Annotated in this window: 23 protein-coding genes and 2 pseudogenes; 12 read left to right on the forward strand and 13 right to left on the reverse strand. The window is 71.1% G+C overall.

The annotated features are described in order from the left end of the window. On the forward strand, positions 1-1401 hold the full coding sequence (locus tag IGS69_RS01335) for a Tat pathway signal sequence domain protein (protein WP_190896112.1): 1401 nt from the start codon (positions 1-3) through the stop codon (positions 1399-1401). 94 nt (positions 1402-1495) lie between these two features. Here IGS69_RS01335 and katG read toward each other — a convergent pair whose 3' ends face one another. The 3 genes from katG to IGS69_RS01350 all read right to left on the reverse strand — a co-directional run bounded on the left by katG (position 1496) and on the right by IGS69_RS01350 (position 5296). Next, on the reverse strand, positions 1496-3721 hold the full coding sequence (gene katG, locus IGS69_RS01340; protein ID WP_190896114.1) for a catalase/peroxidase HPI: 2226 nt from the start codon (positions 3719-3721) through the stop codon (positions 1496-1498). A gap of 106 nt (positions 3722-3827) precedes the next feature. Continuing rightward, a complete protein-coding gene (locus IGS69_RS01345; protein ID WP_190896116.1) occupies positions 3828-4265 on the reverse strand; it encodes a Fur family transcriptional regulator in 438 nt (145 codons plus the stop codon). A 179-nt stretch (positions 4266-4444) separates the two neighbouring features. Then, positions 4445-5296: a hypothetical protein gene (locus tag IGS69_RS01350; RefSeq protein ID WP_190896118.1), complete on the reverse strand. Its 852-nt coding sequence runs from the start codon at positions 5294-5296 to the stop codon at positions 4445-4447. A gap of 160 nt (positions 5297-5456) precedes the next feature. Between IGS69_RS01350 and IGS69_RS01355 the strand changes: the two genes are divergently transcribed. After that, positions 5457-6902 (forward strand): glyceraldehyde-3-phosphate dehydrogenase, encoded by a 1446-nt coding sequence (locus tag IGS69_RS01355; protein ID WP_190896120.1) that lies wholly within the window; start codon positions 5457-5459, stop codon positions 6900-6902. 245 nt (positions 6903-7147) lie between these two features. Here IGS69_RS01355 and IGS69_RS01360 read toward each other — a convergent pair whose 3' ends face one another. Then, positions 7148-7321: a CsbD family protein gene (locus tag IGS69_RS01360; protein WP_190896122.1), complete on the reverse strand. Its 174-nt coding sequence runs from the start codon at positions 7319-7321 to the stop codon at positions 7148-7150. Between the two features lie 135 nt (positions 7322-7456). Further along, positions 7457-9139 (reverse strand): tetratricopeptide repeat protein, encoded by a 1683-nt coding sequence (locus tag IGS69_RS01365; protein ID WP_190896124.1) that lies wholly within the window; start codon positions 9137-9139, stop codon positions 7457-7459. Positions 9140-9522: 383 nt separating this feature from the next. Here IGS69_RS01365 and IGS69_RS01370 point away from each other — a divergent pair, with 383 nt between their 5' ends. Beyond that, positions 9523-10350 (forward strand): SAM-dependent methyltransferase, encoded by an 828-nt coding sequence (locus IGS69_RS01370; RefSeq protein ID WP_190896126.1) that lies wholly within the window; start codon positions 9523-9525, stop codon positions 10348-10350. Between the two features lie 55 nt (positions 10351-10405). Here IGS69_RS01370 and IGS69_RS01375 read toward each other — a convergent pair whose 3' ends face one another. Together IGS69_RS01375 and IGS69_RS01380 are read right to left on the reverse strand one after the other, a co-directional pair. Further along, positions 10406-11320, reverse strand: coding sequence for a helix-turn-helix domain-containing protein (locus IGS69_RS01375; protein ID WP_190896128.1), 915 nt, complete (start codon positions 11318-11320; stop codon positions 10406-10408). Positions 11321-11473: 153 nt separating this feature from the next. Then, positions 11474-11704, reverse strand: coding sequence for a DUF397 domain-containing protein (locus IGS69_RS01380; RefSeq protein ID WP_190896130.1), 231 nt, complete (start codon positions 11702-11704; stop codon positions 11474-11476). A gap of 205 nt (positions 11705-11909) precedes the next feature. Here IGS69_RS01380 and IGS69_RS01385 point away from each other — a divergent pair, with 205 nt between their 5' ends. The 5 genes from IGS69_RS01385 (at position 11910) to IGS69_RS01405 (ending at position 18115) form a co-directional block, all read left to right on the forward strand. Further along, positions 11910-12518 (forward strand): ATP-binding protein, encoded by a 609-nt coding sequence (locus IGS69_RS01385; RefSeq protein ID WP_385862564.1) that lies wholly within the window; start codon positions 11910-11912, stop codon positions 12516-12518. 28 nt (positions 12519-12546) lie between these two features. Continuing rightward, on the forward strand, positions 12547-13092 hold the full coding sequence (locus IGS69_RS01390; RefSeq protein WP_190896134.1) for a hypothetical protein: 546 nt from the start codon (positions 12547-12549) through the stop codon (positions 13090-13092). Positions 13093-13234: 142 nt separating this feature from the next. Beyond that, positions 13235-15970, forward strand: a complete 2736-nt coding sequence (locus tag IGS69_RS01395; RefSeq protein WP_190896136.1) for a SpoIIE family protein phosphatase/ATP-binding protein — start codon at positions 13235-13237, stop codon at positions 15968-15970. 128 nt (positions 15971-16098) lie between these two features. Further along, the gene (locus tag IGS69_RS01400) at positions 16099-17463 is read left to right on the forward strand and encodes an FAD-dependent oxidoreductase (protein ID WP_190896138.1); all 1365 of its coding nucleotides are present in this window, start codon (positions 16099-16101) and stop codon (positions 17461-17463) included. A 157-nt stretch (positions 17464-17620) separates the two neighbouring features. Then, positions 17621-18115 (forward strand): lamin tail domain-containing protein, encoded by a 495-nt coding sequence (locus IGS69_RS01405; protein WP_190896140.1) that lies wholly within the window; start codon positions 17621-17623, stop codon positions 18113-18115. A 30-nt stretch (positions 18116-18145) separates the two neighbouring features. Here IGS69_RS01405 and IGS69_RS01410 read toward each other — a convergent pair whose 3' ends face one another. The 5 genes from IGS69_RS01410 to IGS69_RS01430 form a co-directional block, all read right to left on the reverse strand. Then, positions 18146-19657 carry an FAD-dependent monooxygenase gene (locus IGS69_RS01410; protein ID WP_190896142.1) on the reverse strand — a complete coding sequence of 504 codons (1512 nt, stop codon included), beginning with the start codon at positions 19655-19657 and terminating at the stop codon, positions 18146-18148. Positions 19658-19765: 108 nt separating this feature from the next. Then, the gene (locus IGS69_RS01415) at positions 19766-20140 is read right to left on the reverse strand and encodes a roadblock/LC7 domain-containing protein (protein WP_031110827.1); all 375 of its coding nucleotides are present in this window, start codon (positions 20138-20140) and stop codon (positions 19766-19768) included. Positions 20141-20197: 57 nt separating this feature from the next. Further along, a complete protein-coding gene (locus IGS69_RS01420) occupies positions 20198-20719 on the reverse strand; it encodes a roadblock/LC7 domain-containing protein (protein ID WP_190896144.1) in 522 nt (173 codons plus the stop codon). A gap of 38 nt (positions 20720-20757) precedes the next feature. Further along, entirely contained in the window at positions 20758-21600 is an 843-nt protein-coding gene (locus IGS69_RS01425) for a hypothetical protein (RefSeq protein ID WP_190896146.1), read from the reverse strand. Beyond that, the gene (locus IGS69_RS01430; protein WP_190896148.1) at positions 21597-22028 is read right to left on the reverse strand and encodes a hypothetical protein; all 432 of its coding nucleotides are present in this window, start codon (positions 22026-22028) and stop codon (positions 21597-21599) included. The genes IGS69_RS01425 and IGS69_RS01430 overlap by 4 nt, the downstream gene beginning before the upstream one ends. Before the next feature lie 277 nt (positions 22029-22305). On the opposite strand from IGS69_RS01430, the gene IGS69_RS01435 reads away from it, so the two are divergent. From IGS69_RS01435 to IGS69_RS01445, 3 genes and pseudogenes are all read left to right on the forward strand, one after another. Continuing rightward, a complete protein-coding gene (locus IGS69_RS01435; RefSeq protein ID WP_190896150.1) occupies positions 22306-23052 on the forward strand; it encodes a class I SAM-dependent methyltransferase in 747 nt (248 codons plus the stop codon). Between the two features lie 135 nt (positions 23053-23187). Next, positions 23188-23451 (forward strand): annotated as a pseudogene (locus tag IGS69_RS34470) (aldehyde dehydrogenase family protein); the annotation flags it as partial. A gap of 212 nt (positions 23452-23663) precedes the next feature. After that, positions 23664-24299 (forward strand): acetoacetate decarboxylase family protein, encoded by a 636-nt coding sequence (locus tag IGS69_RS01445; protein WP_190896152.1) that lies wholly within the window; start codon positions 23664-23666, stop codon positions 24297-24299. A 156-nt stretch (positions 24300-24455) separates the two neighbouring features. On the opposite strand, the pseudogene IGS69_RS01450 reads toward IGS69_RS01445, so the two are convergent. Further along, positions 24456-24677, reverse strand: a pseudogene (locus IGS69_RS01450) (dihydrofolate reductase family protein); the annotation flags it as partial. A 48-nt stretch (positions 24678-24725) separates the two neighbouring features. Between IGS69_RS01450 and IGS69_RS01455 the strand changes: the two are divergent. Beyond that, positions 24726-25385, forward strand: a complete 660-nt coding sequence (locus tag IGS69_RS01455) for a maltokinase N-terminal cap-like domain-containing protein (protein ID WP_190896156.1) — start codon at positions 24726-24728, stop codon at positions 25383-25385. Positions 25386-25388: the final 3 nt, after the last annotated feature.

The following is a 25388-nucleotide window of genomic DNA, read 5'->3' on the forward strand; positions in this document are numbered from 1 at the left end:
ATGACTGGCAGACAAGGCCCGGCCCTCAGCCGGCGTTCGCTCATCGGTGCCGGACTCGGCATCAGTGCCGCGGGGCTGACCGCCGCGGGCACGGGCCAGGCCCTCGCGGCCGGCTCCGCCGGTGCGCGTGACTCATCGGGCCCGGCCCGGGGGCACGCCTTCCTCGCCGCCGCCATGGACGCCTACCCCCACCACGGCCGCATCCGCCTGACCCAGAGCTACACCGACCAGGCCGGTCTCTTCAGCACGGCGTTCACCTACGACAACGCCCTCGCGATCCTCGCCCACCTCGCTGCCCGGAGCCCGGCCGGCCTGACCCGGGCCAAGGCCCTGGGCGACGCCCTGCTCTACGCCCAGGCCCACGACCCGGCCCACGACGACGGCAGACTCCGGCAGGCCTACAACACGGGGCCCTACACCTTCTACGACGGCTCTCTTCAGCCCGACGGTCTCGTACGGGCGGACGGCACGGCCAACGTGGGGACGCAGTTCGGCTTCACCGGCACGGCCGTGGGCGACATGGCCTGGGCGGGCATCGCGTTGAGCGCCCTCGCCCGCCGCACCGGAGCGCGCCGCTTCCTCACCGGTGCTGTCCGGATCGGCGAGTGGATCGAGCGGACGGGCCGGACCGACGAGCCTCTCGGCGGCTACAAGTTCGGGGTCGACGGGGCGAACCAGAGGCTGCCCTTCACCTCGACCGAGCACAACACCGATCTGGTCTGCCTCTTCGGGCGGCTCGCCCTGCTCACCGGCGACCGGGTGTGGCGGGAGCGGCAGGCCCGGGCGGAGACGTTCGTGCAGCGGATGTGGGAGCCGTCCGGGGGCTTCTTCTACACCGGCACGAACGACGGTGTGACGGTCAACAAGTCCCCGATCCCGGAGGACACGCAGACCTGGACGCATCTCGCGCTGGACTCACGCCGCCACTCCCGGTCCCTGGACTGGGCCGTGGCGGAGCTGGCCGTCCTGGATCACTCCGGGCGCCCCAACAGCACGGTGCCCGCGGGGCAGTCGTACGAGGGCGTCACGTTCAGCTCGGCGAGCCTGCTGGCGAACGAGGACGCGCCGATCGCCGACGGCCAGCCCAAGCCCGACCGCAATGGCGTGTGGTTCGAGGGGACGGCGCATCTCGCGCTCGCCCTGCGTGACCGCGGGGGCCGCGGTGACGAGGCACGCGGACGGCGGCTGCTGGCCTCGATCGAACAGGCCCAGGACCGTCTGGGCGGCGCTCAGACCGTCGGGGGCAGGGAACTGCCCGCGCGCGCCGGGGTGGTGTCCGCGAGCAGTCCGCTGGACACGGGGTTCGGCTTCGGCTACTACCCGTACCGGCACACCGGGGCGACCGCGTGGTACCTGATGGCCGCGGCCCGCTTCAATCCGCTCACGCAGCAGCGAGCTTGACCGGTCTTTGACGGTCCTCAGGCAACCGGCACCTCGGGCGGCCGACGCGAACGCCCGGGCCTGGCGGCCCGGGCGTCCTGTCATGCGGGGGTGATCAGACCAGGTCGAACCGGTCCAGGTTCATGACCTTGACCCACGCCGCGACGAAGTCGTGCACGAACTTCTCTTTCGCGTCGTCGCTCGCGTAGACCTCGGCGAGGGCGCGCAGCTCGGAGTTCGAGCCGAAGACCAGGTCGGCGCGGGAGCCGGCCCACTTGACCTCGCCCGTGGCGGCGTCGCGGCCCTCGAACGTGGTCTGGTCCTCGGACGTCGACTTCCATGTGACGCCCAGGTCGAGCAGGTTGACGAAGAAGTCGTTCGTCAGCGAGCCGGGCGTCTTGGTGAAGGCGCCGAGCTGGGACTGCTGGTAGTTGGCGCCCAGCACCCGCAGGCCACCGACCAGGACGGTCATCTCGGGGGCGCTCAGGGTGAGCAGGTTCGCGCGGTCCAGGAGCAGGAACTCGGCCGGCAGGCGGTTGCCCTTGCCGTGGTAGTTGCGGAACCCGTCGGCGGTCGGCTCGAGCGCCTCGAAGGACTCGGCGTCGGTGTGCTCCTCCGTGGCGTCCACGCGGCCCGCGGTGAAGGGGACCTCCACCTGGAAGCCGGCTTCCTTGGCGGCCTTCTCGACGGCGGCGGTGCCGCCGAGGACGATCAGGTCGGCCAGGGAGACCTTCTTGGCGCCGGCACCGGCGTTGAACTCCTGCTGGATTCCCTCCAGCACCCGCAGGACCTGCGCCAGCTCGTCGGGCTCGTTGACCTCCCAGCCGCGCTGCGGCTCGAGGCGGATACGGGCGCCGTTGGCGCCGCCGCGCTTGTCGCTGCCGCGGAAGGTGGACGCCGAGGCCCACGCGGTGGACACCAGCTGCGAGACGGACAGACCCGACTCGAGGAGCTTGGTCTTGAGGGTCTCGATGTCGCCGCCGTCGATGGTCTCGCCCTCGGCCTCGGGCAGCGGGTCCTGCCAGATGAGGGTCTCGGCCGGGACCTCCTGGCCGAGGTACAGCGACTTCGGGCCCATGTCACGGTGGGTCAGCTTGAACCAGGCGCGGGCGAAGGCGTCCGCGAACTCCTGCGGGTTCTCGTAGAACCGGCGGGAGATGGGCTCGTAGATCGGGTCGAAGCGCAGCGCCAGGTCCGTGGTGAGCATCTTCGGACGGTGCTTCTTCGAGGAGTCGTGCGCGTCCGGGACGATCTCCGGGGCGTCCTTCGCGACCCACTGGTTGGCACCGGCCGGGCTCTGCTCGAGCTCGTACTCGAACTCGAAGAGGTTCTTGAAGAAGCCGTTGCTCCACTGGGTGGGCGTGCTGGTCCAGGTGACCTCGAGGCCGGAGGTGATGGCGTCGCCGCCCTTGCCCGTGCCGTAGGTGCTGCGCCAGCCGAGGCCCTGCTCCTCCATGGAGGCGGCCTCGGGGTCGGCGCCGACGTTGTCGGCCGGGCCGGCGCCGTGGGTCTTGCCGAAGGTGTGGCCGCCGGCGATCAGGGCGACGGTCTCCTCGTCGTTCATCGCCATGCGGCGGAACGTCTCGCGGATGTCGCGGGCCGAGGCGACCGGGTCCGGGTTGCCGTTGGGGCCCTCGGGGTTGACGTAGATGAGGCCCATCTGGACGGCGCCGAGCGGGTTCTCCAGCTCGCGGTCACCCGTGTAGCGCTTGTCGTCGAGCCAGGTGGTCTCGGGGCCCCAGTACACGTCCTCCTCGGGCTCCCAGACGTCCTGGCGGCCGCCGGCGAAGCCGAAGGTCTCGAAGCCCATCTGCTCCAGGGCGACGTTGCCGGTGAGGACCATGAGGTCGGCCCAGGAGATGCTCTGGCCGTACTTCTTCTTCACGGGCCACAGCAGACGGCGGGCCTTGTCGAGGTTGCCGTTGTCGGGCCAGCTGTTGAGCGGGGCGAAGCGCTGCTGACCCGCGCCGGCGCCGCCGCGGCCGTCGCTGATGCGGTAGGTGCCCGCGCTGTGCCAGGCCATACGGACCATCAGCGGGCCGTAGTTGCCGAAGTCGGCCGGCCACCAGTCCTGCGAGGTGGTGAGCACCTCGGCGATGTCGCGCTTCACGGCCGCGAGGTCGAGGGCCTGGAACGCCGCGGCGTAGTCGAAGTCCCCACCGAGCGGGTTGGCCACCTCGGGGTTCTTCGCGAGGATCTTCAGGTTGAGCCGCTCGGGCCACCACTGGCGGTTGCCGCCGCCCTGGGTCGGGTGCAGGGCGCGGTCGTGCGCCACGGGGCAACCACCTCCGGCCTCCTCCGACTTGGGGTCGGTGACGATCGCGTCGTGGTTCTCAGTCATGGAATTCCTTCCGGACGGGGTGGATCACGGTGCTCGGGTGGATCACGTGCTCGGGAACGCTCGGGTGGATCAGAACTGCTCGGGAACGCTCGGGGGGATCACGTGCTCAGTTGCTGCGGGCGGTGGAGCAGGCGGGGCACAGGCCCCAGTAGATGACCTCGGCCTCGTCGACGGCGAAGCCGCGGTCGTCGGAGGCGGTCAGGCAGGGGGCGTGACCGACCGCGCAGTCGACGTCGGCGACGGCTCCGCACGACCGGCACACGAGGTGGTGGTGGTTGTCGCCGACGCGCCCCTCGTAGAGGGCCGGGCTGCCGGGTGGGTCGAGGCGGCGTATGAGGCCCGCCGCGGTGAGTGCGTGAAGCCCCTCGTAGACGGCCTGGACGGAGATGTGGCCCACACGGCCGCGCACCTCGGAGGCGATCGCCTCGGCGCCGAGGTGGTCACCGTCCCGCACGGCCTCGAGCAGCGCGACGCGGGCGGCCGTCACCCTGAGGCCGGCACCGCGCAACTCCTCGGCTGGGGTCGGGTTCCCGGATGCGGTCATGCGTCCAACCTAGCCACACAAACACGAGTGGTTCAAGAAAACGAACGGTTCAATTTTGGTGTCCTGCGTGGAGGCTTTGTGGGGCGGCTTACCTCCACGCTGTGAGCTCAGTCACAGTCGCCATGATGGCGCTCCGGGCAGGCGCCAGGGGGTCGCGCACCGCCGTGTCGGTCAGCCGGTCATACGTCCGACGAGGGCGAGGTCAGTTGTTCGAGCCGGGCGGCGGCCGTCGCGGCCTTGCGGCCGGCCTCGCGGGCCCGCTCCCGGGCCGCCCGTTCGGCGAACCGGGCCTGCTGGTGCTCACCCCTGGCCTGTTCCAGTTCGCCGGTGAGCTCCTCCACGCGTCGCTGCAGGCCGTTCACCCGCTGCTTCGCCTCCGCCGCCTCCTGGCCCGCGCCGGCCGCCTCCTCCTGGAGCTCCCGTAGCTGCCGTTCGGCGGTTTCGGCGTCCTCCCGGGCCCGGGCGAGCTTGCGTCGTTGCTGCTCGCTCGCCTTCTTGTCGGGGCGGGAGGGGGCGGGTGCGGGTGCGGGGCGCTGCGGCCGGGCGCCCTCGGCGCCGGCGGGGAAGCCGACGGCCGCGCTGAGCGGCTTGGCCAGGCGGCCGCCCGCCCAGGCCCGGGCGGCCTCGGGGTCGGCCAGGACGGCGTGCAGGGTGTTCTCGACCTCGCGCTGCACGCTCTCGCCGATCGGATGGCCGGCCTCCTTGGCGAGCTGCCGGGCCTGGAGGGACAGGGCGCGGACGAGCGCCTGCCGGCGACGGCTCAGCTCACGCAGCTGTGCGCCGTCCAGGTCCTGGTGGGCCTGCCGCAGCCCCTCCCCCAGGCGCAGCAGCGGCTCGACCTCCTCGGGGCTGCTGCGGACCAGGAGGTTGCTGACCCAGGCGGCGAGGCTGGGTTTGCGCAACGCACGGATCCGCTCGGCGAGTTCCCGGTTGCCGGCGGTGCGCGCGGAGGCCATGGCGGAAGCCCGGGCGGCGGTGAACTCCTCCGGGCGCAGGGCGTACAGCTCGTCGGCGACGGAGTCGTAGTCCATGGGCACCCCTTTCGCACGGAAGATCCGCCTTCGATCGTCTCAAGCCCCGCCCTCAGGGGCGCGGCGAGCATCCGCGGCACGGGGGCCTGAGGGACCCCCTTCAAGATCGAAAAATCGACGGTTTAACATATGAGCGCCGCCTAGCTCGAAAGATGGACTCGTGACTGTCAACGACGACTCGTTCACCAACTGGAAGATCCGCGAGGAGATCGCGGAGTCGATGATCCCGATCATCGGGAAGCTGCACCGCGAGCAGGACGTGACGGTCCTGCTGCACAGCCGCTCCCTGGTGAACAAGTCGGTGGTGAGCATCCTCAAGACCCACCGTTTCGCCCGGCAGATCGCCGGCGTGGAGCTGTCGGTCACCGACACCCTGCCGTTCCTGCAGGCCCTCACCACGCTCGACCTCGGCCCCTCCCAGATCGACATCGGCCTGCTCGCCGAGGCCTACCAGGCCGACGACCGGGGCCTGTCGGTCGCCGAGTTCACCGCCGAGGCCGTCGCCGGTGCCACGGGCGCCAACAAGATCGAGCGCCGCGAGGGCCGGGACGTCGTCCTCTACGGCTTCGGCCGCATCGGCCGGCTCGTGGCCCGTCTGCTCATCGAGAAGTCCGGCTCGGGCAACGGTCTGCGGCTGCGGGCCATCGTCGTGCGCGGGGGTGGCGAGCAGGACATCGTCAAGCGCGCCTCGCTGCTGCGCCGCGACTCGATCCACGGCCAGTTCCAGGGCACGATCACCGTCGACGAGGCGAACAGCACGATCGTCGCCAACGGCAACGCCATCAAGGTGATCTACGCCAACGACCCGTCCGAGGTCGACTACACGGCGTACGGCATCAAGGACGCCATCCTCATCGACAACACCGGCAAGTGGCGCGACCGCGAGGGCCTGTCCCAGCACCTGCGCCCCGGTATCGACAAGGTCGTGCTGACCGCGCCCGGCAAGGGTGACGTCCCCAACATCGTGCACGGCGTCAACCACGACACGATCAAGCCCGACGAGCAGATCCTGTCCTGCGCGTCCTGCACCACGAACGCGATCGTGCCGCCGCTGAAGGCGATGGACGACGAGTTCGGGGTCCAGCGCGGCCACGTCGAGACGGTTCACTCGTTCACCAACGACCAGAACCTGCTGGACAACTACCACAAGGCCGACCGCCGCGGCCGGTCCGCGCCGCTCAACATGGTCATCACCGAGACCGGCGCCGCCTCCGCCGTCGCCAAGGCGCTGCCCGACCTCAAGGCGCCGATCACCGGCAGCTCGATCCGTGTGCCGGTCCCGGACGTCTCGATCGCGATCCTCAGCCTGCGGCTCGGCCGCGAGACCACCCGCGAGGAGGTCCTCGACCACCTCCGTGACGTCTCCCTGACCTCGCCGCTCAAGCGTCAGATCGACTTCACCACGGCTCCCGACGCGGTCTCCAGCGACTTCATCGGCTCGCGCCACGCGTCGATCGTCGACGCCGGCGCCACCAAGGTCGACGGCGACAACGCGATCCTCTACCTGTGGTACGACAACGAGTTCGGCTACTCGTGCCAGGTCATCCGCGTCGTGCAGCACGTCTCCGGCGTGGAGTACCCGACGTACCCGGCCCCGGCGGTCTGACCCCGGGAAGACGAGAGCGCGGGGCGTGCGGGCCCCGCGCTTTCGTGTGTCACCGGCGTGGCAGCTGTTTCAGGACGGCCATCCACACGTCAAGAATTCGGGCGACCTGGGAACCGGCAGCCGAAGCCGGTGGGCGTGACAACTGCACCGCGCCGACGTGCGGGCGTGCAGCCCGCTCGGCGACCAGCCGACACCCATGGTGGTGTGCCGCGTCCCGCCACGGGACGCGGCACCGCCACGTGACGTCAGTGCTTGAAGACGTCCTTGGTCTTCTCCTTGGCCTGCCGGGCGTCGCCCTTCGACTGCTCGGCCCGGCCCTCGGCCGTCAGGCGCTCATTGCCCACCGCACGGCCGATTGCCTCCTTGGCCTTGCCCTTGACCTGCTCGGCCTTGGCCTTGCCCTTCTGCTCTCCAGCCACGGTTCGTTCACTCCAAGTCGTGTCCGACTACGGGATCACCACACGAGTGACCGTGAAAGGGCAGCTCAAACCTGTGGGCGGCCATGGCCGGGGCGCTGGAGGGGGCGGGCCTGTACCGGCCGTGATCCGCTGAGGTCAGTGGCAGCACGCGTCGGCCGCCTGCGGGCCGGGCGTGGTGTCCAGGCGGCAGTAGCAGGACGCGTGGATCGGCACGTCGGCCAGCGCGGTCGCGAGCCTGAGCTGGTGGGCCACCAGGGCCGCCTCGCCGGTCTTGCCGGTCCGGAGCAGGCACTCGTGGAAGCCGTGCAGGGCCCATACGTTGTTCGGGTGCTGGAGCGGGCGGGGCAGGGTGTCGTCGAGGCCGAGGTCGGCACGGTAGACGGCCTCCGCCTCCGCCACGCGGCCCTGTTCCAGCAGCAGTGCGCCGTAGGCGTGACGGGTGGGCTGCATCCAGCCCCAGGGCTCGTCGTAGGGCAGGTTGTCGTCCAGCTCGATGGCGCGTTCCAGGGCGGCGAAGGCGAGGTCGTGTCGGCCCCTGCGGTATTCGAGTTCGCCGTCCAGCATGGCGGAGGCGATGGCGAGGATGTCCTCGCAGGTGTTGTTGAACAGCATCCGCGTCGCGGGCACCCGGCCCACCGCCGCGCGGAACAGCTCGCGTTCGGCCTCCGCCCGGTCGACCTCGCCGGTCGCGGAGAGGGCGACACCCCGGGCGTAGTGCCGCATGGCGACGGTCGTCGCGTAGAGCTCCGGGTCGGCGGGGGCGGGCAGTTCGAGGATCTCGGCCCAGCGGCCGAAGCGGATCAGGACGTGGACGCGCATGGCCAGGAAGGCCTCCAGCCAGTCGGCCATCGGGGGGCTCTGGACACGGAGCAGGTCCTCGGGGATGGCGGCTTCCAACTGGGCGGCGGTGTCGAGGGCGACCTGTGCCTGGCCGAGGAACATGGCGCCGTAGATCTTGAAGTGGAGGTTGTGCGCCCGGTACAGGGTGTAGAAGTTCATCGCGCCGGACCGCCGGTGGTACTTCTCGTCTGCGGCGATCGCGTCGCTGTTGGCCGAGACCACCTGGCGGTAGTCGCCGCACAGTACGTCCAGGTGTGAGGGCATGTGCAGCAGGTGCCCGGCGTCGGGCACGAGGCGGCGCAGGCGGTCGGCGACGGTGAGGGCCTGCTCCGGCGTCGGGGACATCTCCATCAGGTGGATGTAGAGGTGCAGGATCCCCGGATGGCAGACGCCGGCCTCGGTGGCGAGGGCGCGTTCCAGCACAGCCCTGGCCTCGGTGGTGCGGGCGCCGTCGGCCGGCTGCCCGGTCTTGAGATTCCACAGCTGCCAGGGGGTGAGGTTCATCGCGGCGTCGGCGTGGAGGGTGGCGATGTCCGGGTCGCCGGGCGCCAGTTCGTAGACGACGCGCATCGCGTCCGCGTAGGGCTCGTTCCACACCGAGCAGTCCTCGACGGCCTGCGACTGCGGGTAGCGGGCCCGCAGTGCGCCGATGAGGGCCTTCTCGAGCGGGGTGGAGCGGGCGGCCTTCTCATGGGCTCGTTCGACGGCGGCGTGCGTGCGCTCGACGGTTTCCACCAGTTCCTCGCCGTCGAAGAATTCCCAGGGCTTGTTGTAGTTCGGGCCGAGCGCGTAGGCAATGCCCCAATAGGCCATCGCGCACTCGGGATCCGCCTCGGCCGCCTTTTCGAAGCAGGCGACCGCCTCCTCATGATGGAAGGCGTACGTCCACATCAGGCCGCGATCGAACCAGAGTTGAGCCTCGGCGGAGGACGTGGTGACGGGACGGCTGTAGGTGCCGAGATCGTAATAGTCGCCCATGAGTTTCTCCTGGGAAAGCGGCCGGAGCCGTGAGAATAGCGGTTGCGGACATTCCCTCGACTTCCGATCAATTCTCGTATTTCCAGATTAACGGCTCACATGGTGACGAGGGGCGCAGGTGCGGCTCGCCACGCGCCGCTCCCGACCGCCTCGGGCTGCACCATGGCCGGAGTATCCGTCGTCTGCGGGCACCCGTCCCGATGCCGGTGACGCAAGCTTCATGAATGGTCACATAAGGTACGCAGGCGGTCCCCACCGGCAATCATCTTGTCGTTCGATCGTGGGCACCTTCGCCACTGGGCTGGCACCGCCCAACTCCCGCTCCTTAGGATGTACTTCCTGTCCAGCCAGTCCGTTGGCGCGGCACCCTTGCAGGGGGAACTATGCACTCCGAGAAACAGCTGTCCACCGAGATCGACGCGAACGTGCCGACGGCAGCGCGCATGTACGACCACTACCTTGGCGGCAAGGACAACTACGCGGCCGACCGCGCCGCGTGCGAGGAACTCGACAAGGTCGTGCCCAGCACGCGCCGCCTCGCCCTGAACAACCGGCGCTTCCTCCAGCGGGTCGTGAAGACCCTCTCCGAGGAGTACGGCATCCGGCAGTACCTGGACCACGGATCCGGCCTGCCGACGCAGGACAACGTGCACCAGGTCGCCCAGCGCATCGACCCCACTACCCACGTGGTCTACGTGGACAACGACCCGATGGTGCTGGTCCACGGCCGTGCGCTGCTGGAGCAGGACAAGCGGACGACGGTCATCCACGCGGACCTGCGCGAGACCGACCAGATCTTCGGGCACGCCGACACCAAGCGGCTGATCGACTTCTCCGAGCCGGCGTGCGTGCTGTTCAACTCGGTCTTCCACTGCATCCCGGACAGCGACACGGACGGACCGCTCGCGGTGGCCCGCCGCGTGCGGGAACGGCTGGCGCCGGGCAGCTTCATGGTGATGTGCCAGCTGGTCAGCGAGGACCCAGAGGTCCGCGCCTTCGTCACGGACTTCATGGACCAGGCGACCCACGGCAACTGGGGCCGGGTGCGCGAACCGAAGGACGTGGAAGCGTACTTCGACGGCCTGGAGATCCTGGAGCCGGGGCTGGTCGAGGTGTCCACCTGGCGCCCGGACACCGACGTGGCGCCCCGTCAGCTCACCCACGAGTGGATCGAGTTCGGCGGCGTCGGACGGATCCCGCTGGAGAAGTGACCACGCGGATGCCTCGCACGGGGACGGCCTTCGTCCCGTGCGAGGCATCCGTGCGTCACGGGTAGCGCTGCTCCATCGTCTGCCGCAGCAGCTCCATCGAGTCACGGGGCTTGAGGGCCTCGTCCGCGAGCCGGTCCAGCGCGATCCGGTACTCCTCGGTCTCGTCGCGGTCCTCGAGGAAGTTCGCGCTCCTGATGTGCTCCAGGTAGACCACATCGGGAAGATCGAGGCCGCCGAAGCGCAGATAGGTGACCGGAATGGCCGGTGCCGAGGCGTTGGTGACGCTCAACGGCACGATCTGCAGCGTCACATTGGAACGCTCGGCCATCTCGACGAGGTGCGCGAGCTGCTCCCGCATCACCTCGGTACTGCCGAGGACGCGCAGCAGCACGGACTCGTCGATGATCGCCCACAGCTGCGGGGCGTCGGCCCGCGAGACCAACCGGGTGCGGTGCCTGCGCAGTTCGACGCGCCGCTCCACCTCGGCGGAGGGTGCGTTGGGCAGGCCGCGCTCCACCACCGCCCGGGTGTAGGCGGGCGTCTGCAACAGGCCGGGCACATACTGGATTTCAAAGGTACGGATGGTGGCCGCGGCCTCCTGCAGTCCGACCAGCCGGTCGAACCACTCGGGCATCAGCCGCTTGTCGTACCGCTGCCACCAGCCCGGCTCCCCGGCCCGCTGCAGCAGCTTGAGCAGCACGGAGGCTTCATAGTCGTCGGTGCCGTACAGCTCCAGCAGCGCCCGGACGTCGCTCTCCGTCGGCGGGCGGCGGCCCTTGCCCGACTCGATGCGGGACAACTTCGCGGCACTGAACCCGACAGCGCGCGCCGCCTGGTCCTGGGCGAGCCGGGCGTCCTCGCGGAAGCCGGCGAGCTGCACACCGACCAGCATCTTCAGCAGAGTCGGCGCAGGCTCGGACCTGTCCAGGTAGGGTTCCAGGCGGGAGATGCGATGCGACGCGGCGGACATCCTGACTCCCAGCAGACCGGCACAAGGACGACTTACACTATCGCACTTCACCGGGCCTTCACGCATCCGCCCGCAGCGCCCCCGCAGAAATAGGGAGTTGGGCTCCGCTTCGTCCTGAGGGCGTCGCGCCGCGGGCGGGCCGTCACCGCTCCCTCACAGCAGGTGGTCGAACTCGCCGTCCTTCGCTCCGGCCAGGAAGGCCGCGACCTCCGCCGACGTGTAGACGAGGGCGGGCCCGTCGGGGTCGCGGGAGTTGCGCATCGCGATCCCGCCGTCGACGAGGGGGGCGACTTCGACGCAGTTGCCCTCGGCGTTGCTGTGCCGGCTCTTCATCCAGCAGGCCTCCAACGAGCTTGCCTGCACTCCGTTCCGCACTGGTGGCACCGCAGTCTCCTTGCTGTTCTCGTTCCCCGCCGCACACGGTGTGCCGGCCACTCGTCCGAGCGCGGCCGCGTCCCTTCGACCGCACTCGTCCCGGCTTGCGTACCCACAACGGCTTGATTCTCACGCAATTTCCCGTGCAATTGCACGCGAGCGCCTTCAGCGTGGATAATAGCTGCGGCGTCAACCCCCGGGCTGACGCCGCGTCCTGACGTCGCATCGGGGAGATGCCGTGTCATCACCTGCGCAGCACGTGCTCCGGCCGCCGAGTGGGGCTGCGGTACACGCAGGCGCTCCCACAGCGGGCCAGACCTCGCCGGCCGGCCCGTACACGACTCCGTCGTACGGGAGCCCGTCCTCGGTGCCGACGACACTGGCGCAGCTCTCGGGTGCCCTGTCCGCCTCGGCCGCCCTGCGTGTCGAGTGCAGCCGGGAGGGGTTCGCACGAGCCCGGTCCTTCACCCGCGAGACCCTGCGCGGCTGGTCCCTCGACCACCGCTGCGACGACGCGACGCTCGTCATCACCGAGCTCGCCGCCAACGCCGCCACGCACGCGGCGCGAAGACACCCGGGGGTGCCGGAGATCCGGCTCGGATTCCTCCTGGCCCCCACCCATCTGCTGCTCACCGTCGCCGACGCCGACGACCACCCGCCCGTGTACACGCCGACCGGCACTTCGCTGGACGAGCACGGCCGGGGGCTCTGCATCGTCGACGCCCTGTCCGAGGAGTGGGGCTGGGCCCCTACTCCCCCTGCGGGCAAGACGGTCTGGGCCAGATTGTCGACCCAGCCGGCCACACCCTGTCCACCCAACTGACCCGACTGCCGCGGAAAGGCCCCTTGCCATGCGCAGCGCTTCGACGGAACACCCGAGCAGCGAGCGCCCCCAGCGCCCCGACGCCCCGACCGGGGTGGCCCGGAAGACGCCGCTCACGGCACTGGACCGCGTGCCGTGGGACGACATCCAGGACTCCACCGGCTCGGCGGCGGCCATTCCCCACCTGCTCGACGGCATCGCCCGGGGTGATGCCGCCACCGCCCGCTCCGCCCTCGACGACCTGCGGAAACGGATCTGCCAGTTCGGTTTCGTCGTCGAACAGGCGACCGCGGCCACGGTTCCGTTCCTGTGGGAGCTGGCGAAGCTGCCGCAGGTGACCTGCCGGGCCCAGATCATCCGGCTGCTCAAGAACATCGCCGACGCCCGGCAGTGGGAGAGCACCGCGGCCGTCTATCCGAAGCTGCTCAACCACCGGGAGAATCCGGTGGTGTGGGAGCGTGCGGCGCGCCAGGCGGTGCGGGCCCGGCGCGACGAACTCGGCCGGCTGATGGCGGACGAGGACCGCGAGATCGCCCGGGCCACGACCGAGCTGGCGCGCTCACTGGGTGTCTGAGCCTGCCGCACCCTTCTGTCGTCCCCTTATTGGTGGGCACCGAGCCCGTGCACGCACGCAGACGTGACGAAACGGTGAGGACCCCCTGCCACCACGGGTGATGCCCCTCGCCTCCCCGGGCCGGGCAGTGTAGACATGGCACATGGTCCGACTCTTGGGTCGATCCGGGACTCGATCGCCCCTGCGGCCCGGCGCTGCGCCGTCCGCACGGCAGCGGCGGGAGGCGGGCTCGTCGCGGTGGCGACCGGTGGCGGGGCTGCGGTCGGTGCTGGGCGGACGCAGCGTCGCCGGACAGGTGTTCCTGCTCGTCGTGGTGATCGTGCTGCTGCTGGTCGTGTCGGCCGTGGTGGCGCTGGTGCTCCAGGTGCGGCACGACACGACGCAGGAGGCCCGCAACCGCTCGCTCGCCGTCGCGGAGACCTTCGCGAACGCGCCGGGCACTCTTGAGGCGTTGCAGAGCCCCGATCCCACCGCCGTGCTCCAGCCGCGCGCCGAGGCCGCCCGCGAGACGTCCAAGGTCGACTTCATCGTCGTGATGAACACCGAAGGGATCCGTTACACCCACCCCGAGCCGGACCGGATCGGCAAGAAGTTCGTCGGGACGATCGCCCCGGCACTGGCCGGGAAGTCGTTCACCGAGGAGATCGAGGGCACGATCGGCCATCTCGTCCAGGCCGTGGTGCCGGTGAAGGACCCGGACGGCCGGGTCGTGGGGCTGGTCTCGGCGGGGATCACGACGGAGAACGTCGGCGGCACCGCCGACCGTCAGCTGCCCCTCGTGCTGGCGGCCGCCGCGGTGGCGCTCGCCCTGGCGACGGCGGGTGCCGCGCTGGTGAGCCGGCGGCTGCTGCGCCAGACCCACGGTCTCGGGCCGCACGAGATGACCCGGATGTACGAACATCACGACGCCGTGCTGCACGCCGTCCGCGAGGGCGTGCTCATCGTCGACGACGAGGGCACGCTGCTGCTCGCCAACGACGAGGCACACCGCCTGCTGGGACTGCCTTCCGACGCCGAGGGCCGGCATGTCCTCAGCCTCGGTCTCGACCCGGGCATCGCCGGCCTGCTGGCCTCCGGACGCGTCGCCACGGACGAGGTGCATCCGGTCGGGGACCGGCTCCTGGCCGTCAACCAGCGGACCACGGACCGTGCGGGCGTCCCGCCCGGCAGCGTCGCCACCCTGCGCGACTCCACGGAACTGCGGGCCCTGTCCGGGCGGGCCGAGACCGCGCGCGAGCGGCTCAACATGCTCTACGACGCCGGAGTGGGCATCGGCACCAGCCTGGACGTGACCCGCACGGCCGAGGAACTCACCGAGCTGGCCGTGCCCCGGTTCGCCGACTTCGTCACCGTGGACCTGTTCGACGCGGTGCTGGGCGGCGGGCAGCCGACCGCGGCGGCGGCGCTGAGCCGCACGGCGATGAGCGGGGTCGGCAAGGACGCGCCGCTCTACCCGGTCGGCGAGCGGATCAGGTTCGTCGACTCCTCCCCGCAGGGGCGCAGCCTCGCCACGGGCGGACCGGTCCTGGCGCCCCGGCTGAGCGAGGCCCCGGGCTGGCAGGCCCAGGACCTGGAACGCTCCGCGCAGATCGTCTCGTACGGCATCCACTCGCTGATCACCGTGCCGCTGCGGGCCGGCGCCCTGGTGCTCGGCGTGGTCAGCTTCTGGCGCTGTGAGAAGCCGGAGCCCTTCGACACGGACGAGCTGGCCCTGGCCGAGGAGCTGGTCGCGCGGGCCGCCGTCTCCATCGACAACGCCCGCCGCTACACCCGTGAGCACAGCATGGCGGTGACCCTCCAGCGCAGCCTGCTCCCCCGCAACCTGCCCGAGCAGGGCGCCCTGGAGATCGCCTACCGCTATCTGCCCGCGCAGGCGGGGGTGGGCGGCGACTGGTTCGACGTGCTGCCGCTGTCGGGGGCCAGGGTCGCGCTCGTGGTCGGGGACGTCGTCGGTCACGGGCTGCACGCCGCGGCCACCATGGGGCGGCTGCGGACGGCGGTGCACAACTTCTCCGCCCTCGACCTGCCGCCCGAGGAACTGATCGCCCTGCTGGACGAGTTGGTCGGCCGCATCGACCAGGACGAGACGGAGGACGAGGGCAGCGCCCCGGTCACCGGGGCGACCTGTCTGTACGCCGTCTACGACCCGGTCTCCCGGCGCTGCACCGTCGCGCGGGCCGGGCACCCCCCGCCGGCGCTGATCCACCCGGACGGCACGGTGGAGTTCCCCGACGTGCCCGCCGGTCCCCCGCTGGGGCTCGGCGGTCTGCCGTTCGAGACGGCGGAGCTGGAGCTGGCGGAGGGCAGCCGGCTGGTCCTCTACACGGACGGGCTGGTCGAGGACCGGGAGCGGGACATCGACGTCGGCCTGGAGATGCTGCGCGAGGCGCTGGGCCGGGCCGACGAGTCGCCGGAGGACACCTGCCGGGTCGTGCTCGACTCACAGCTCACGGCCCGTTCCAGCGACGACATCGCGCTGATCGTCGCGCGTACCCGGGCGCTGGCCGCCGACCAGGTCGCCGAGTGGCCGGTGCCCGCCGACCCGGCGGCCGTGGGCGAGGTCCGGGCGGCGGCCAGCCGGCAGCTGGCCGAGTGGGGCCTGGAGGAGCTGACGTTCAGCACGGAGCTCATCCTGAGCGAGCTGGTCACCAACGCGCTCCGGTACGGTGGCGGCCCCATACGCGTACGGGTGCTGCGGGACCGCAACCTGATCTGCGAGGTGTTCGACAGCAGCAGCACCTCCCCGCACCTGCGGTACGCCACCATGACGGACGAGGGTGGGCGGGGTCTCTTCCTCGTCGCGCAGCTCGCGGAACGCTGGGGGACGCGCTATCTGCCCACGGGGAAGGTCATCTGGGCGGAGCAGTCCCTGCCATAAGTACGACTGGGGACTCCCCATAAAGTAGCCTTATGAGCTCATAGACCGGACCCTCGTACCGACTTAGGCTTGCCTTAGTTTAGGCTTCCCGTCGAGATCGCTTGTCGCCGCTCGAAGGGAACCTGACCATGCCCCGCCCCCTGCGGGTAGCCATCGTCGGATCCGGCCCCGCCGGGATCTACGCCGCCGACGCCCTGCTCAAGTCCGAGGTGGCCGCCGACCCCGGTGTGTCCATCGACATCTTCGAGCGCATGCCGGCGCCGTTCGGACTGATCCGCTACGGCGTCGCCCCCGACCACCCGCGGATCAAGGGCATCATCACCGCCCTGCACCAGGTGCTCGACAAACCGCAGATCCGGCTCTTCGGCAACGTGGACTACGGCACCGACATCGGCCTGGACGACTTGCGCGCGTTCTACGACGGCGTGATCTTCGCCACCGGCGCGACGGCCGACCGGGCGCTCTCCCTGCCGGGCATCGACCTCGACGGCTCGTACGGCGCCGCCGACTTCGTCTCCTGGTACGACGGCCACCCGGACGTGCCGCGCACCTGGCCGCTGGAGGCGGAGAAGGTCGCCGTGCTCGGCGTCGGCAACGTGGCGCTGGACGTCGCGCGCATCCTGGCCAAGACGGCGGACGAACTGCTGCCGACCGAGATCCCGGCCAACGTCCACGAGGGTTTGAAGGCCAACCGGGCCAAGGAGATCCACGTGTTCGGCCGCCGCGGCCCGGCGCAGGCGAAGTTCAGCCCGATGGAGCTGCGGGAGCTGGACCACTCCCCCAACATCGAGGTCATCGTCGACCCCGAGGACATCGACTACGACGAGGGCTCGATCACCACGCGGCGCGGCAACAAGCAGGCCGACATGGTGGCGAAGACCCTGGAGAACTGGGCGATCCGCGACATCGGCGACCGTCCCCACAAGCTCTTCCTGCACTTCTTCGAGTCGCCGGTCGAGGTCCTCGGCGAGGACGGCAAGGTCGTCGGCCTGCGCACCGAGCGCACGGAGCTGGACGGCACCGGCAACGTCAAGGGCACCGGCACGTTCCACACCTGGGACGTGGGCGCGGTGTACCGCGCGGTGGGCTACCTGTCCGACAAACTCCCCAAGCTGCCCTGGGACATCGACTCCGGCACCGTTCCGGACGAGGGCGGCCGGGTCATGCAGGAGTCGGGCGAGCACCTGCGGTCCACGTACGTCACCGGCTGGATCCGGCGCGGCCCCATCGGCCTCATCGGGCACACCAAGGGCGACGCCAACGAGACCGTGGCGAACCTGCTGGACGACTACCGCAACGAGCGGCTGCAGACGCCCGCGACCCCCGCTCGGGAGGCGGTGGACGCGTTCCTCGCCGAGCGCGGGATCCGCTTCACCACGTGGGACGGCTGGTACAGGCTGGACGCGGCGGAGAAGGCGCTGGGCGAGCCCGAGGGCCGCGAGCGCGTGAAGATCGTCGAGCGCGAGGACATGCTGCGGGCCAGCGGCGCCTGACGCTCCACATCTGACGTTCTGCATCCCGCGGGGCGGGTCCGGTGGCAATGTCACCGGACCCGCCCCGCGGCGTACTTGAACCGTGTACGATCCGGATGCTTCACCGAACCATCACATCGCCTTCACCTGAAGGCCATGCAGGGGGGACGAACGTCCAATGCGTATACGCCTTGTCGCCACCACGGCCGTCGCCGCCGGGGCCCTCACCGCCCTGTCGGCGGTTCCGGCCCAGGCCGCCGAGTACAACTCCGCGCTGAAGATCCGGGGTATCCAGTACGACGCTCCCGGGAGCGACTCCAACCGCTGCTCGGGCGGGAACACCGCCCAGGAGTACCTGACCATCAAGAACTACTCGCGCTCCACGACGGTGAACCTCAAGGGGTACGTCGTGAAGGACGCCGCGGGGAACAAGTTCACCTTCACCGCGAGCCACACCCTTCAGCCGGGCGACTACGTGAAGCTGCGCGGCGGCAACGGGACCGACTCCGACACGAAGAACGTCGTCTACCGCGACAACTGCAACTTCATGTGGAACAACGACAAGGACACGATCTACGTGTACAAGCCGTCCGGCAGCCGTGCCGACGTGCACTCGTACACCAGGAGCGGCTCCGACGCGGACCGCAACGGGTACATCACGTACCACGGCTGATCCCTCGCCGGAACGGCGCCGGCCCCCCATCTAAGGGGCCGGCAGCCAGTGGTCGAGGTGGGCGCGCAGGCCCGTGAGGTCGGTGCCGCGCGCCAGGTATCCCACGTAGCCGTCGGGTCGTACGAGGGCGTGCGTGATACCCGGCCAAGGGCTCTGCGTGCCGATGCGGTGCACGCTCACCAGGTCGCGGCGTCCGGCCGGCGGCGGGTCTTCGGCCCATGCGTCGCCGGGGCCGGTGAGCAGCAGGTGATAGCCCGGTCCGGCGACGCGCCGCTGGAGTCCGGCCGGGGTGTCGGGCAGGCGGTCGCCGGCGCGTGGGCCCTGCCGCGGGCGGTGCGGTCCGGTGCCGGAGGCGGGGCCGCGGCGGTAGTGGATGCCGAGTTCGGACACCGTGCGGAACAGGCGTGCTCGGGCGGCGGTCGCGCGCAGGAGCAGCGGGGCCATGCGCGGGGCGAGACGTGTCCGTGCCAGCCGCAGGACGGGGTGGCTGCTCGTACCGACGGTGAACGCCCGGTCGGTGAGGCGGCGGACGCCGTGGCCGACCGGGGCGCGTTCCGCCTCGTACGTCTCCAGCAGCTCCTCGGGAGCGGCGCCGCGGCACACGTGGGCGAGTTTCCAGCCCAGGTTGAGGGCGTCCTGGATGCCGGTGTTCATGCCCTGTCCCCCGGCCGGGCTGTGGATGTGCGCCGCGTCGCCGGCGAGGAAGAACGGACCCTTGCGGTAGTGGGTGGCGCCGCGGTTGTGAATGCGGAAGCTCGTCATCCAGACCGGATCGCGCAGGGCCGGCTTGTCGGGTGTCCAGTCGTCGGCGATCCGCTGGAGGAGGTCCAGCGTCACCTCGCCGAGGGAGGCGCCCAGCGGGTGCATCGCGATCATCCGCCAGGTGGCCGGGGTGCCGAGCGGGAAGAAGAACAGCAGCCCTGCCTCGGTCATGTACGTGTGCGCGGCACCCGGCTCCAGTCCGTCGGCCTCCAGATCCGCCAGCAGGAACGTCTGCGGATAGGCGTACCCCTCGAAGGTGATGCCCGCCCGGGTGCGCACGGTGCTGTGTGCGCCGTCGCAGCCGACGACATAGCGGGCGCGTACGGTCTCCTCGGTCCCGTCCGCGTGGCGCAGACGGCAGGTGACGTGCCCGCCCTCCGGTTCGGCGGTCAGCAGCTCCGTGCCCCGCTCCACCGTCACGTCCCGCGCGGCCAGATGAGCCGACAGCACGGCTTCCGTCTCCGACTGCGGGAGGAACAGCAGGAAGGGGTACGGACTGTCGTCGCAGCCGACGTCGAACACCGGCACGCGCAGCACCCGTCGGGGCAGGTGCAGGTGCAGTCCGACCGCGTTGCCACGGTCGACGAGGTCGTCCGTGACGCCGAAGGGGGCCAGCATCTCCAGGGTGCGGGGCTGGATCGCCGGGGCGCGCGACTCCCGGGCCCGGTCCAGTGAGCGGTCCACGATCCGGAACGGGGTCGCGTAGGACCGCAGTTGGGTCGCGAGTGCGAGCCCGGTGGGGCCCGCGCCCACCACGAGCACATCCAGGGGTGCCGTCATGACACTCACCGTAGACGCGGCGGGTCGCGCGCAGGTCGTCGCCGTGCGGCGTGCCGGGGCCCTCCGCTACGTGTGCGTGGCGGAGGGCTCCCGTCCGGTGTACTGGTCTCAGACCTCCAGGTCGGCTTCGATGCGGCGCAGTTGGTGGCGGGCCATCGCGAGGTTGGCCCGGCTCCCATCGAGCACGAGGTAGAGGAAGAGTCCGCTGCCTCCGCGCCCCTTCAGCAGGCGGATGAGGTGGTACTGGGTGTTCAGGGTGATCAGGATGTCCTCGATCTCCTCCTTCAGTCCCAGGTGCTCCATGGTGCGCAGCTTGGACCGCACGACGTCGGTGTTGCCCGCGGCGGCGACTTCGAGGTTGAAGTCCTTGGTGCCGCCGAGGGTGCCGAGGGCCATGCCGCTCGTGTAGTCGACGAGTGCCGCGGCCGTCGCTCCGTCGATGGAGCTCAGGCATTCCTTCAGCGCGGTCTCCGTGTTGGCCATGCGCTCGGTTCCTTTCCTTGGGTCTTCTACTTCGGTGGGTCAGAGAGTTCGGGTGGCTCAGCTGCCGGTCTGCGGGCGCGACTGGTGCGTGGGCCGCTGCGGGGTGCGTACCGGGAGGGTGCCGATGGGCCGGTCCGTGGCCGGGGCCATCGTGGCGAGGTGTTCTTCGGGCGCCGGCCGGTCGGCGTGGCGGCCGGTGCCCGGGCCCACGCGCGTGGCCAGCAGGTCGGCGATCCGGGCTCCGCTGCGCCGGCCTTCGAGGTGGAGGCGGCCGACGTTGACTCGGTCCTCGGCCAGCAGGGTGAGGACGGCGGTGGTTCCGGCGGCGTAGGTCGCGACGTAGCCTCCGGAGCCCCGCACCAGCAGTTCGCGGAAGTCCCCGCGGGAGGCGGCGTCGGTCATGCGGTAGGCGACGCCGAGGGCGGCGGCGGTGAGCGCCGCGAGTCCCTCGGGCTCGGTGTCCGCCACGTCGTGGGCGAGGACGAGTCCGTCGACGGTGGCCGCGAGGGAGCCCGTCAGCCGGGGTATGCGGGTGCGGAGCCGACGCAGTTCGTCCAGGACGTCGGTCTCGACGGCCATGAGCAGTCTCCTTTCGGCACGCTGTCTTCGCGCGCGGATCACAGTGCCTCCAAGGCGTGCAGGAGCCGTCGCAGCAGTGCGGTGTCGGGCTCGTCCGGCGCCGGGGGACGAGGGGTGGGGCCCGGCTCGGCGGACACGGTGGCGGGGGCGGACGCTGGGGCTGGGGCTGGGGACGAGGCTGAGGAGGGGCCGGGGATCGACGGGGCCACGGGGGCCACCAGCCCGGCCGCGGCCAGGCGGCGGAGTTCCACGAGGGTGTGGAAGGTGCGGCAGGCGAGGGCCGTCGCGATCTGGGCGGCGGTGCGGACTCCGTCGACCTGGGCGAGGGTCCGGCAGCGGCGGGCCGGCAGATCCGGGGCGTCCGGCCCGGGCACCCGGGCGAGCGGCGCCCGGTCAACGTCGGATTCGGGCCATATGCGGTGCAGGAGTTCGCGGCGGCGTCTGGACTCCCGCAGGACGGTGTCCACCGGCACGGACCGGACCGCGCCGAGCCAGTGTGCGGCTCCGGGGCGGAACCGGAGCGCCGGCCCGTCGTGGGCGAGGACGAAGTACGCCGCGTCGAAGAGGGCGCCCAGGTGGCACAGTTCCAGCGCGCCGGCGGCGAGATGGCCGCTGTCCACCAGCTGCCGTCCGACACGGCAGCGGCGGCCTGCCTGGTCGATCGCCTCCCACCAGCCGTCCGGGGCGAGCGCACCGCTGTGGGTGAGCAGGTCGCCGAGGTCGGGCGTGACGGCGGATTCCGCGTGGACGACGTGTCCCGCGGCGAGGTAGACGATGCCCGTCTCGGTGGACAGGGCACCGGTGGCGCCTTGTGCGGCGAGTGTGCCGAGCAGGGCCGAGGCGGGCTCGTCCGTGCGCAGCGTCGGGGCCGATATGGTCATCCGAGCACCAGCCGGTCCGCCATCTCGGCCAGCCGTATGCGGGCCAGCGCCAGGTTCCCTTCGCTGCGGTCGAGCCATAAGTGCACGAACACGGTGCTGTCGAAGGTCGTGGTGACGAACCTGAGCAGGTGGTACGAGTCGGCGTTCGTGATGATCAGGTCCTGTACGGGAGGTTCCTTGTCGGACGGCGCGCCGGGGCTGCCGCCGGTGGTCTCACCCGTGTCGCCGCCGCCGGTGAGGGCGAGGACGCCGCTCTCGGTGGCGAGCCGGGCGAGTTCGGCGGTTTCCGCCGCCGTCGCCTCCGCGTCACCACCGGGTGCGTCACCCACCGCGCCCAGCGCAAGACCACTGATCCAGTCGACCACTGACGCCCCCCGAGCACCTGGCAACCGCATGGCCTCGAGCAGACTCTCGTCGATTCCGGGCACGCCGAACCCCCTCCCCCTGCACGGCCGTTCCCGCGAACGTGAGCACGACACTACGGTGGGTGCTCGGCGCAGGTGAACGCTTTGGCATTTTCCAAAGGAATGTGCAGGGAAGCGACCGGGCGTGAACGGGGTTGATCGGAAGTGGACGCGATGCATCGCGGGGCGCCGCAGGGCAGTTGACCCTTCACGCTGACCTGCGCGGCTGATGCGGATCACGGGGCCGGCCGGTGCCCTCATCGTATTGACCGCCCCCGGCAGGCGGTGCTGGAGTCGGCACGTGGACAGCATCCCCGCCAACCGGCGGCTCTGGAACCGGATCAGCGGCGCCTACCAGGACGAGCACGACCCGCGCATCGGCGCCGCACCCCGGCTGTGGGGCATGTACTCCCTCCCCGACGCGCACCTGCACGCCCTGGGCGACGTCACCGGCAAGCGCGTCCTCGAACTCGGCTGCGGCGCCGGCCAGTGGTCCAGGGTGCTCGCCGCCGAGGGCGCCACCGTGGTCGGGCTCGACCTGTCCGAAGCCCAACTCGCCGCGGCGGACCGCGCGATGGGAGCGACCCGCTACCCGCTCGTACAGGGCGCCGCCGAACAACTCCCCTTCGCCACCGAGAGCTTCGACCTGGTGTTCTGCGATTTCGGCGGGCTCAGCTGGGCGCCCCCGCACCTGGCCGTCCCGCAGGCCGCACGCATCCTGCGCCGAGGCGGGCGCCTGGTGTTCAACGTCGCCAGCCCATGGTTCGAAGCGTGCTACGACGAACCCGCCGGCCGCGTGACCACGACCCTGCGGCAGGACTACTTCGGGCTGCACACCATCGCGGAGGACGACGGCGCGACCAGCTATCAGCTCACCTACGGCGGCTGGGTCAGGGTCCTGCGCGGCGCGGGTCTCATCATCGACGACCTCATCGAGCCACGGCCCGAACCCGGAACAGCCAACGGCTACAACGAAACCGACCCGCCCGACTGGGCACACCGCTGGCCGGCGGAACTGCTGTGGGTGACCCACAAACCGTCTGTGTGACGGTGTCCTCATCGTCGCCGACGACCTGGAGGCCGTCATCGCGTGCTTCGCCCGGGCCCTCGTTCAGACATCGGGGAGTGCCTGCTCCGCCCAGAGATCGAACCGGCCACCGGCGAGCCACTGGCGCGGGTGGGCGTGGCCTGTGCCGCGGATGTCGAACGGGCGGGCGCCCGCGCCGTCCGGGCCGCGCCGGAATGGGCGGCTGCCGCGGCGTCCGCACGGGCCGACGTTCTGATGCGTGCCGGTCACGCCCTGCGGGAGCACAGCGGGGTCGTCCGGGAGTGGATCGTCCGGGAGTCGGGGGGCGTCCCGGCCAAAGGCGACTACGAGATCACAGCCGGCCTCGACCAGCTCCAGCACGCGATCGGGCTGGCGTCGCAGCCCCCGGGCGAGGTCCTCGCACCGCGGGCGCCCGGCGGGACGAGCCTGGCGTGGCGGGTACCGCTGGGCGTCGTCACCGACCCCACCCGCTCACTCCGGGGCCGGGAGTTTCGGGCGGCCGAGGCAGGGCCGGATCCCGCAGGCGGGGCCGGATCCCGCAGGCCCGACCGGGCGACCCGGTGGAACAATCGGCCGTACGAGTCCGAGCCGAGGAAGTCGGTCATCACTCCGTGGAACGACCAGCCGCCCCCTTTCCTCCCTCTCCCTGGCGCCTCACCGGCGACATGGTCGTCTCGCTGTGGCGCGTCCCGGCGGACGACCTGCCGTCCTGGCCCCTGCCGGCCGGCGTGCGCCCCTGGGTCGTGCGGCGCCGCGTCACTCTGGTCACCTTCTGGGTCGACTACCGGCCCGGCGGTGTCCTCGCCTACCGCGAGTTCCTCATTGCCCTGGCCGTGCGCCGCGGACACCGTCTCGCGGGCAGCACCGTTGCCGCCTGGGTCGACGACGACCGGGCCTTGGCCGGGGGACGCGCCCTGTGGGGCATCCCCAAGGAGCAGGGCGTGTTCACGCTCCGCGCGGACGGCCGGAGCACCCGGGCGGAACTGACCGCCGAGGGCATGCCGCCCGTCCGCTTCACGTACCAGGACGTCCTTCGGCTGCCCTTCCGGCTGCCCGCACGCGCCCATCTGATCCAGCAGCTGTCGGACGGTACGGAGTGCCGCGTGCCCATGCGGATCGGCGGACGGCCGACGCTCGGCCGCGGCCGCGTCTCGACCGGGCCGAAAGCGCCGTTGTCCGTGCTCGCCCGGCATCAGCCGGTGCTGTCCTTCGCCGTCCGTGACTTCCGCAGCACCGTGGGCAGCTGAGCAGCACTCCCGTGGGGGACCACTCGTGCCGGCCGGCAGTAGTGGACCGGACTGGCGGGTCCGTCATCGAGCGTCGGGGAGGCTGGTCAGGATGGAGCCGGACCAACCGCTCTCCCTGTCCCATCCGGGCGTGGTCTTCTCCGGCCTGCCGAGCGCTCAGGTCGACACGCGGTAGGTCACATGCGTCCCCCGGCTCGCCGCTCGTGACGTCAGCTGCTCTAGTGTCAGCGGCGGGACGCCTTCGAACAGCCGCGTGCCGGCGGCGAGGGTGAGCGGCGCGATGTGCAGCCGCAGTTCGTGGACCAGGCCGGCGGCGAAGTACTGGTTGATGGTGGTCGCGCCGCCGAGGATGGTGACATCGCCGCGGCCTGCGGCGGATGCGACAGTGTGATCGCCCGTATGACTCGTGGGAAGGGACCCTCCGGCATGGCCGTCATCCACCGCACCACCCTGAAGCCGACCAAGCTGGAACTGCTCACGTCCTGGCTGCCCTCCCGTCCGTGGTACCGCGGTGGTGCCGGCGAACCGGCGTTGGCGAAGGCGGGCGGCTTCCGGCTCGACGATCCGCGGGGCGAGGTGGGGATGGAGTTCATAGTGGTCACGGACGCCTCCGGCCCTCGACCCGTGACGTACCTGGTCCCTCTCACCTACCGCGGCGCGCCGCTGGAAGGGGCAGAGCACGCTCTCGTCGGCACGATGGAGCACGGTGTGCTGGGGCCGCGCTGGGCCTACGACGGTTGCCATGACCCGGTGCTGGCCGACCGGTTGGCCGCCCTGATCGAGCGACGGGCGCAGGCCCAGGACCAGAACGTCAGTGACACCCCCGCGCGCGAGGTCGTCGCGTCCTACGCCGGTGAGGGGCTCCTCTCCCGGGACTTCACCGCGACCGACGACAGGGAAGGCACCGCGCTGGTCACGCCGCAGGGCACGACCCTCCGTCTGCACCGTGCTCTCCGGCCGGCTCCGGACGGCCGGATCCTCCCTCCGCAGGGAGCCGTCGGCCACGTCAGCGGCCCCTGGGAGACGCCGGAAGGTACCCGCGCCGCAGGGGTGTTCGCCGTTCTGTACGGCGCAGACCGGGCGTAGCTC

The organism is Streptomyces tuirus (assembly GCF_014701095.1).
Lineage (GTDB): Bacteria > Actinomycetota > Actinomycetes > Streptomycetales > Streptomycetaceae > Streptomyces > Streptomyces tuirus.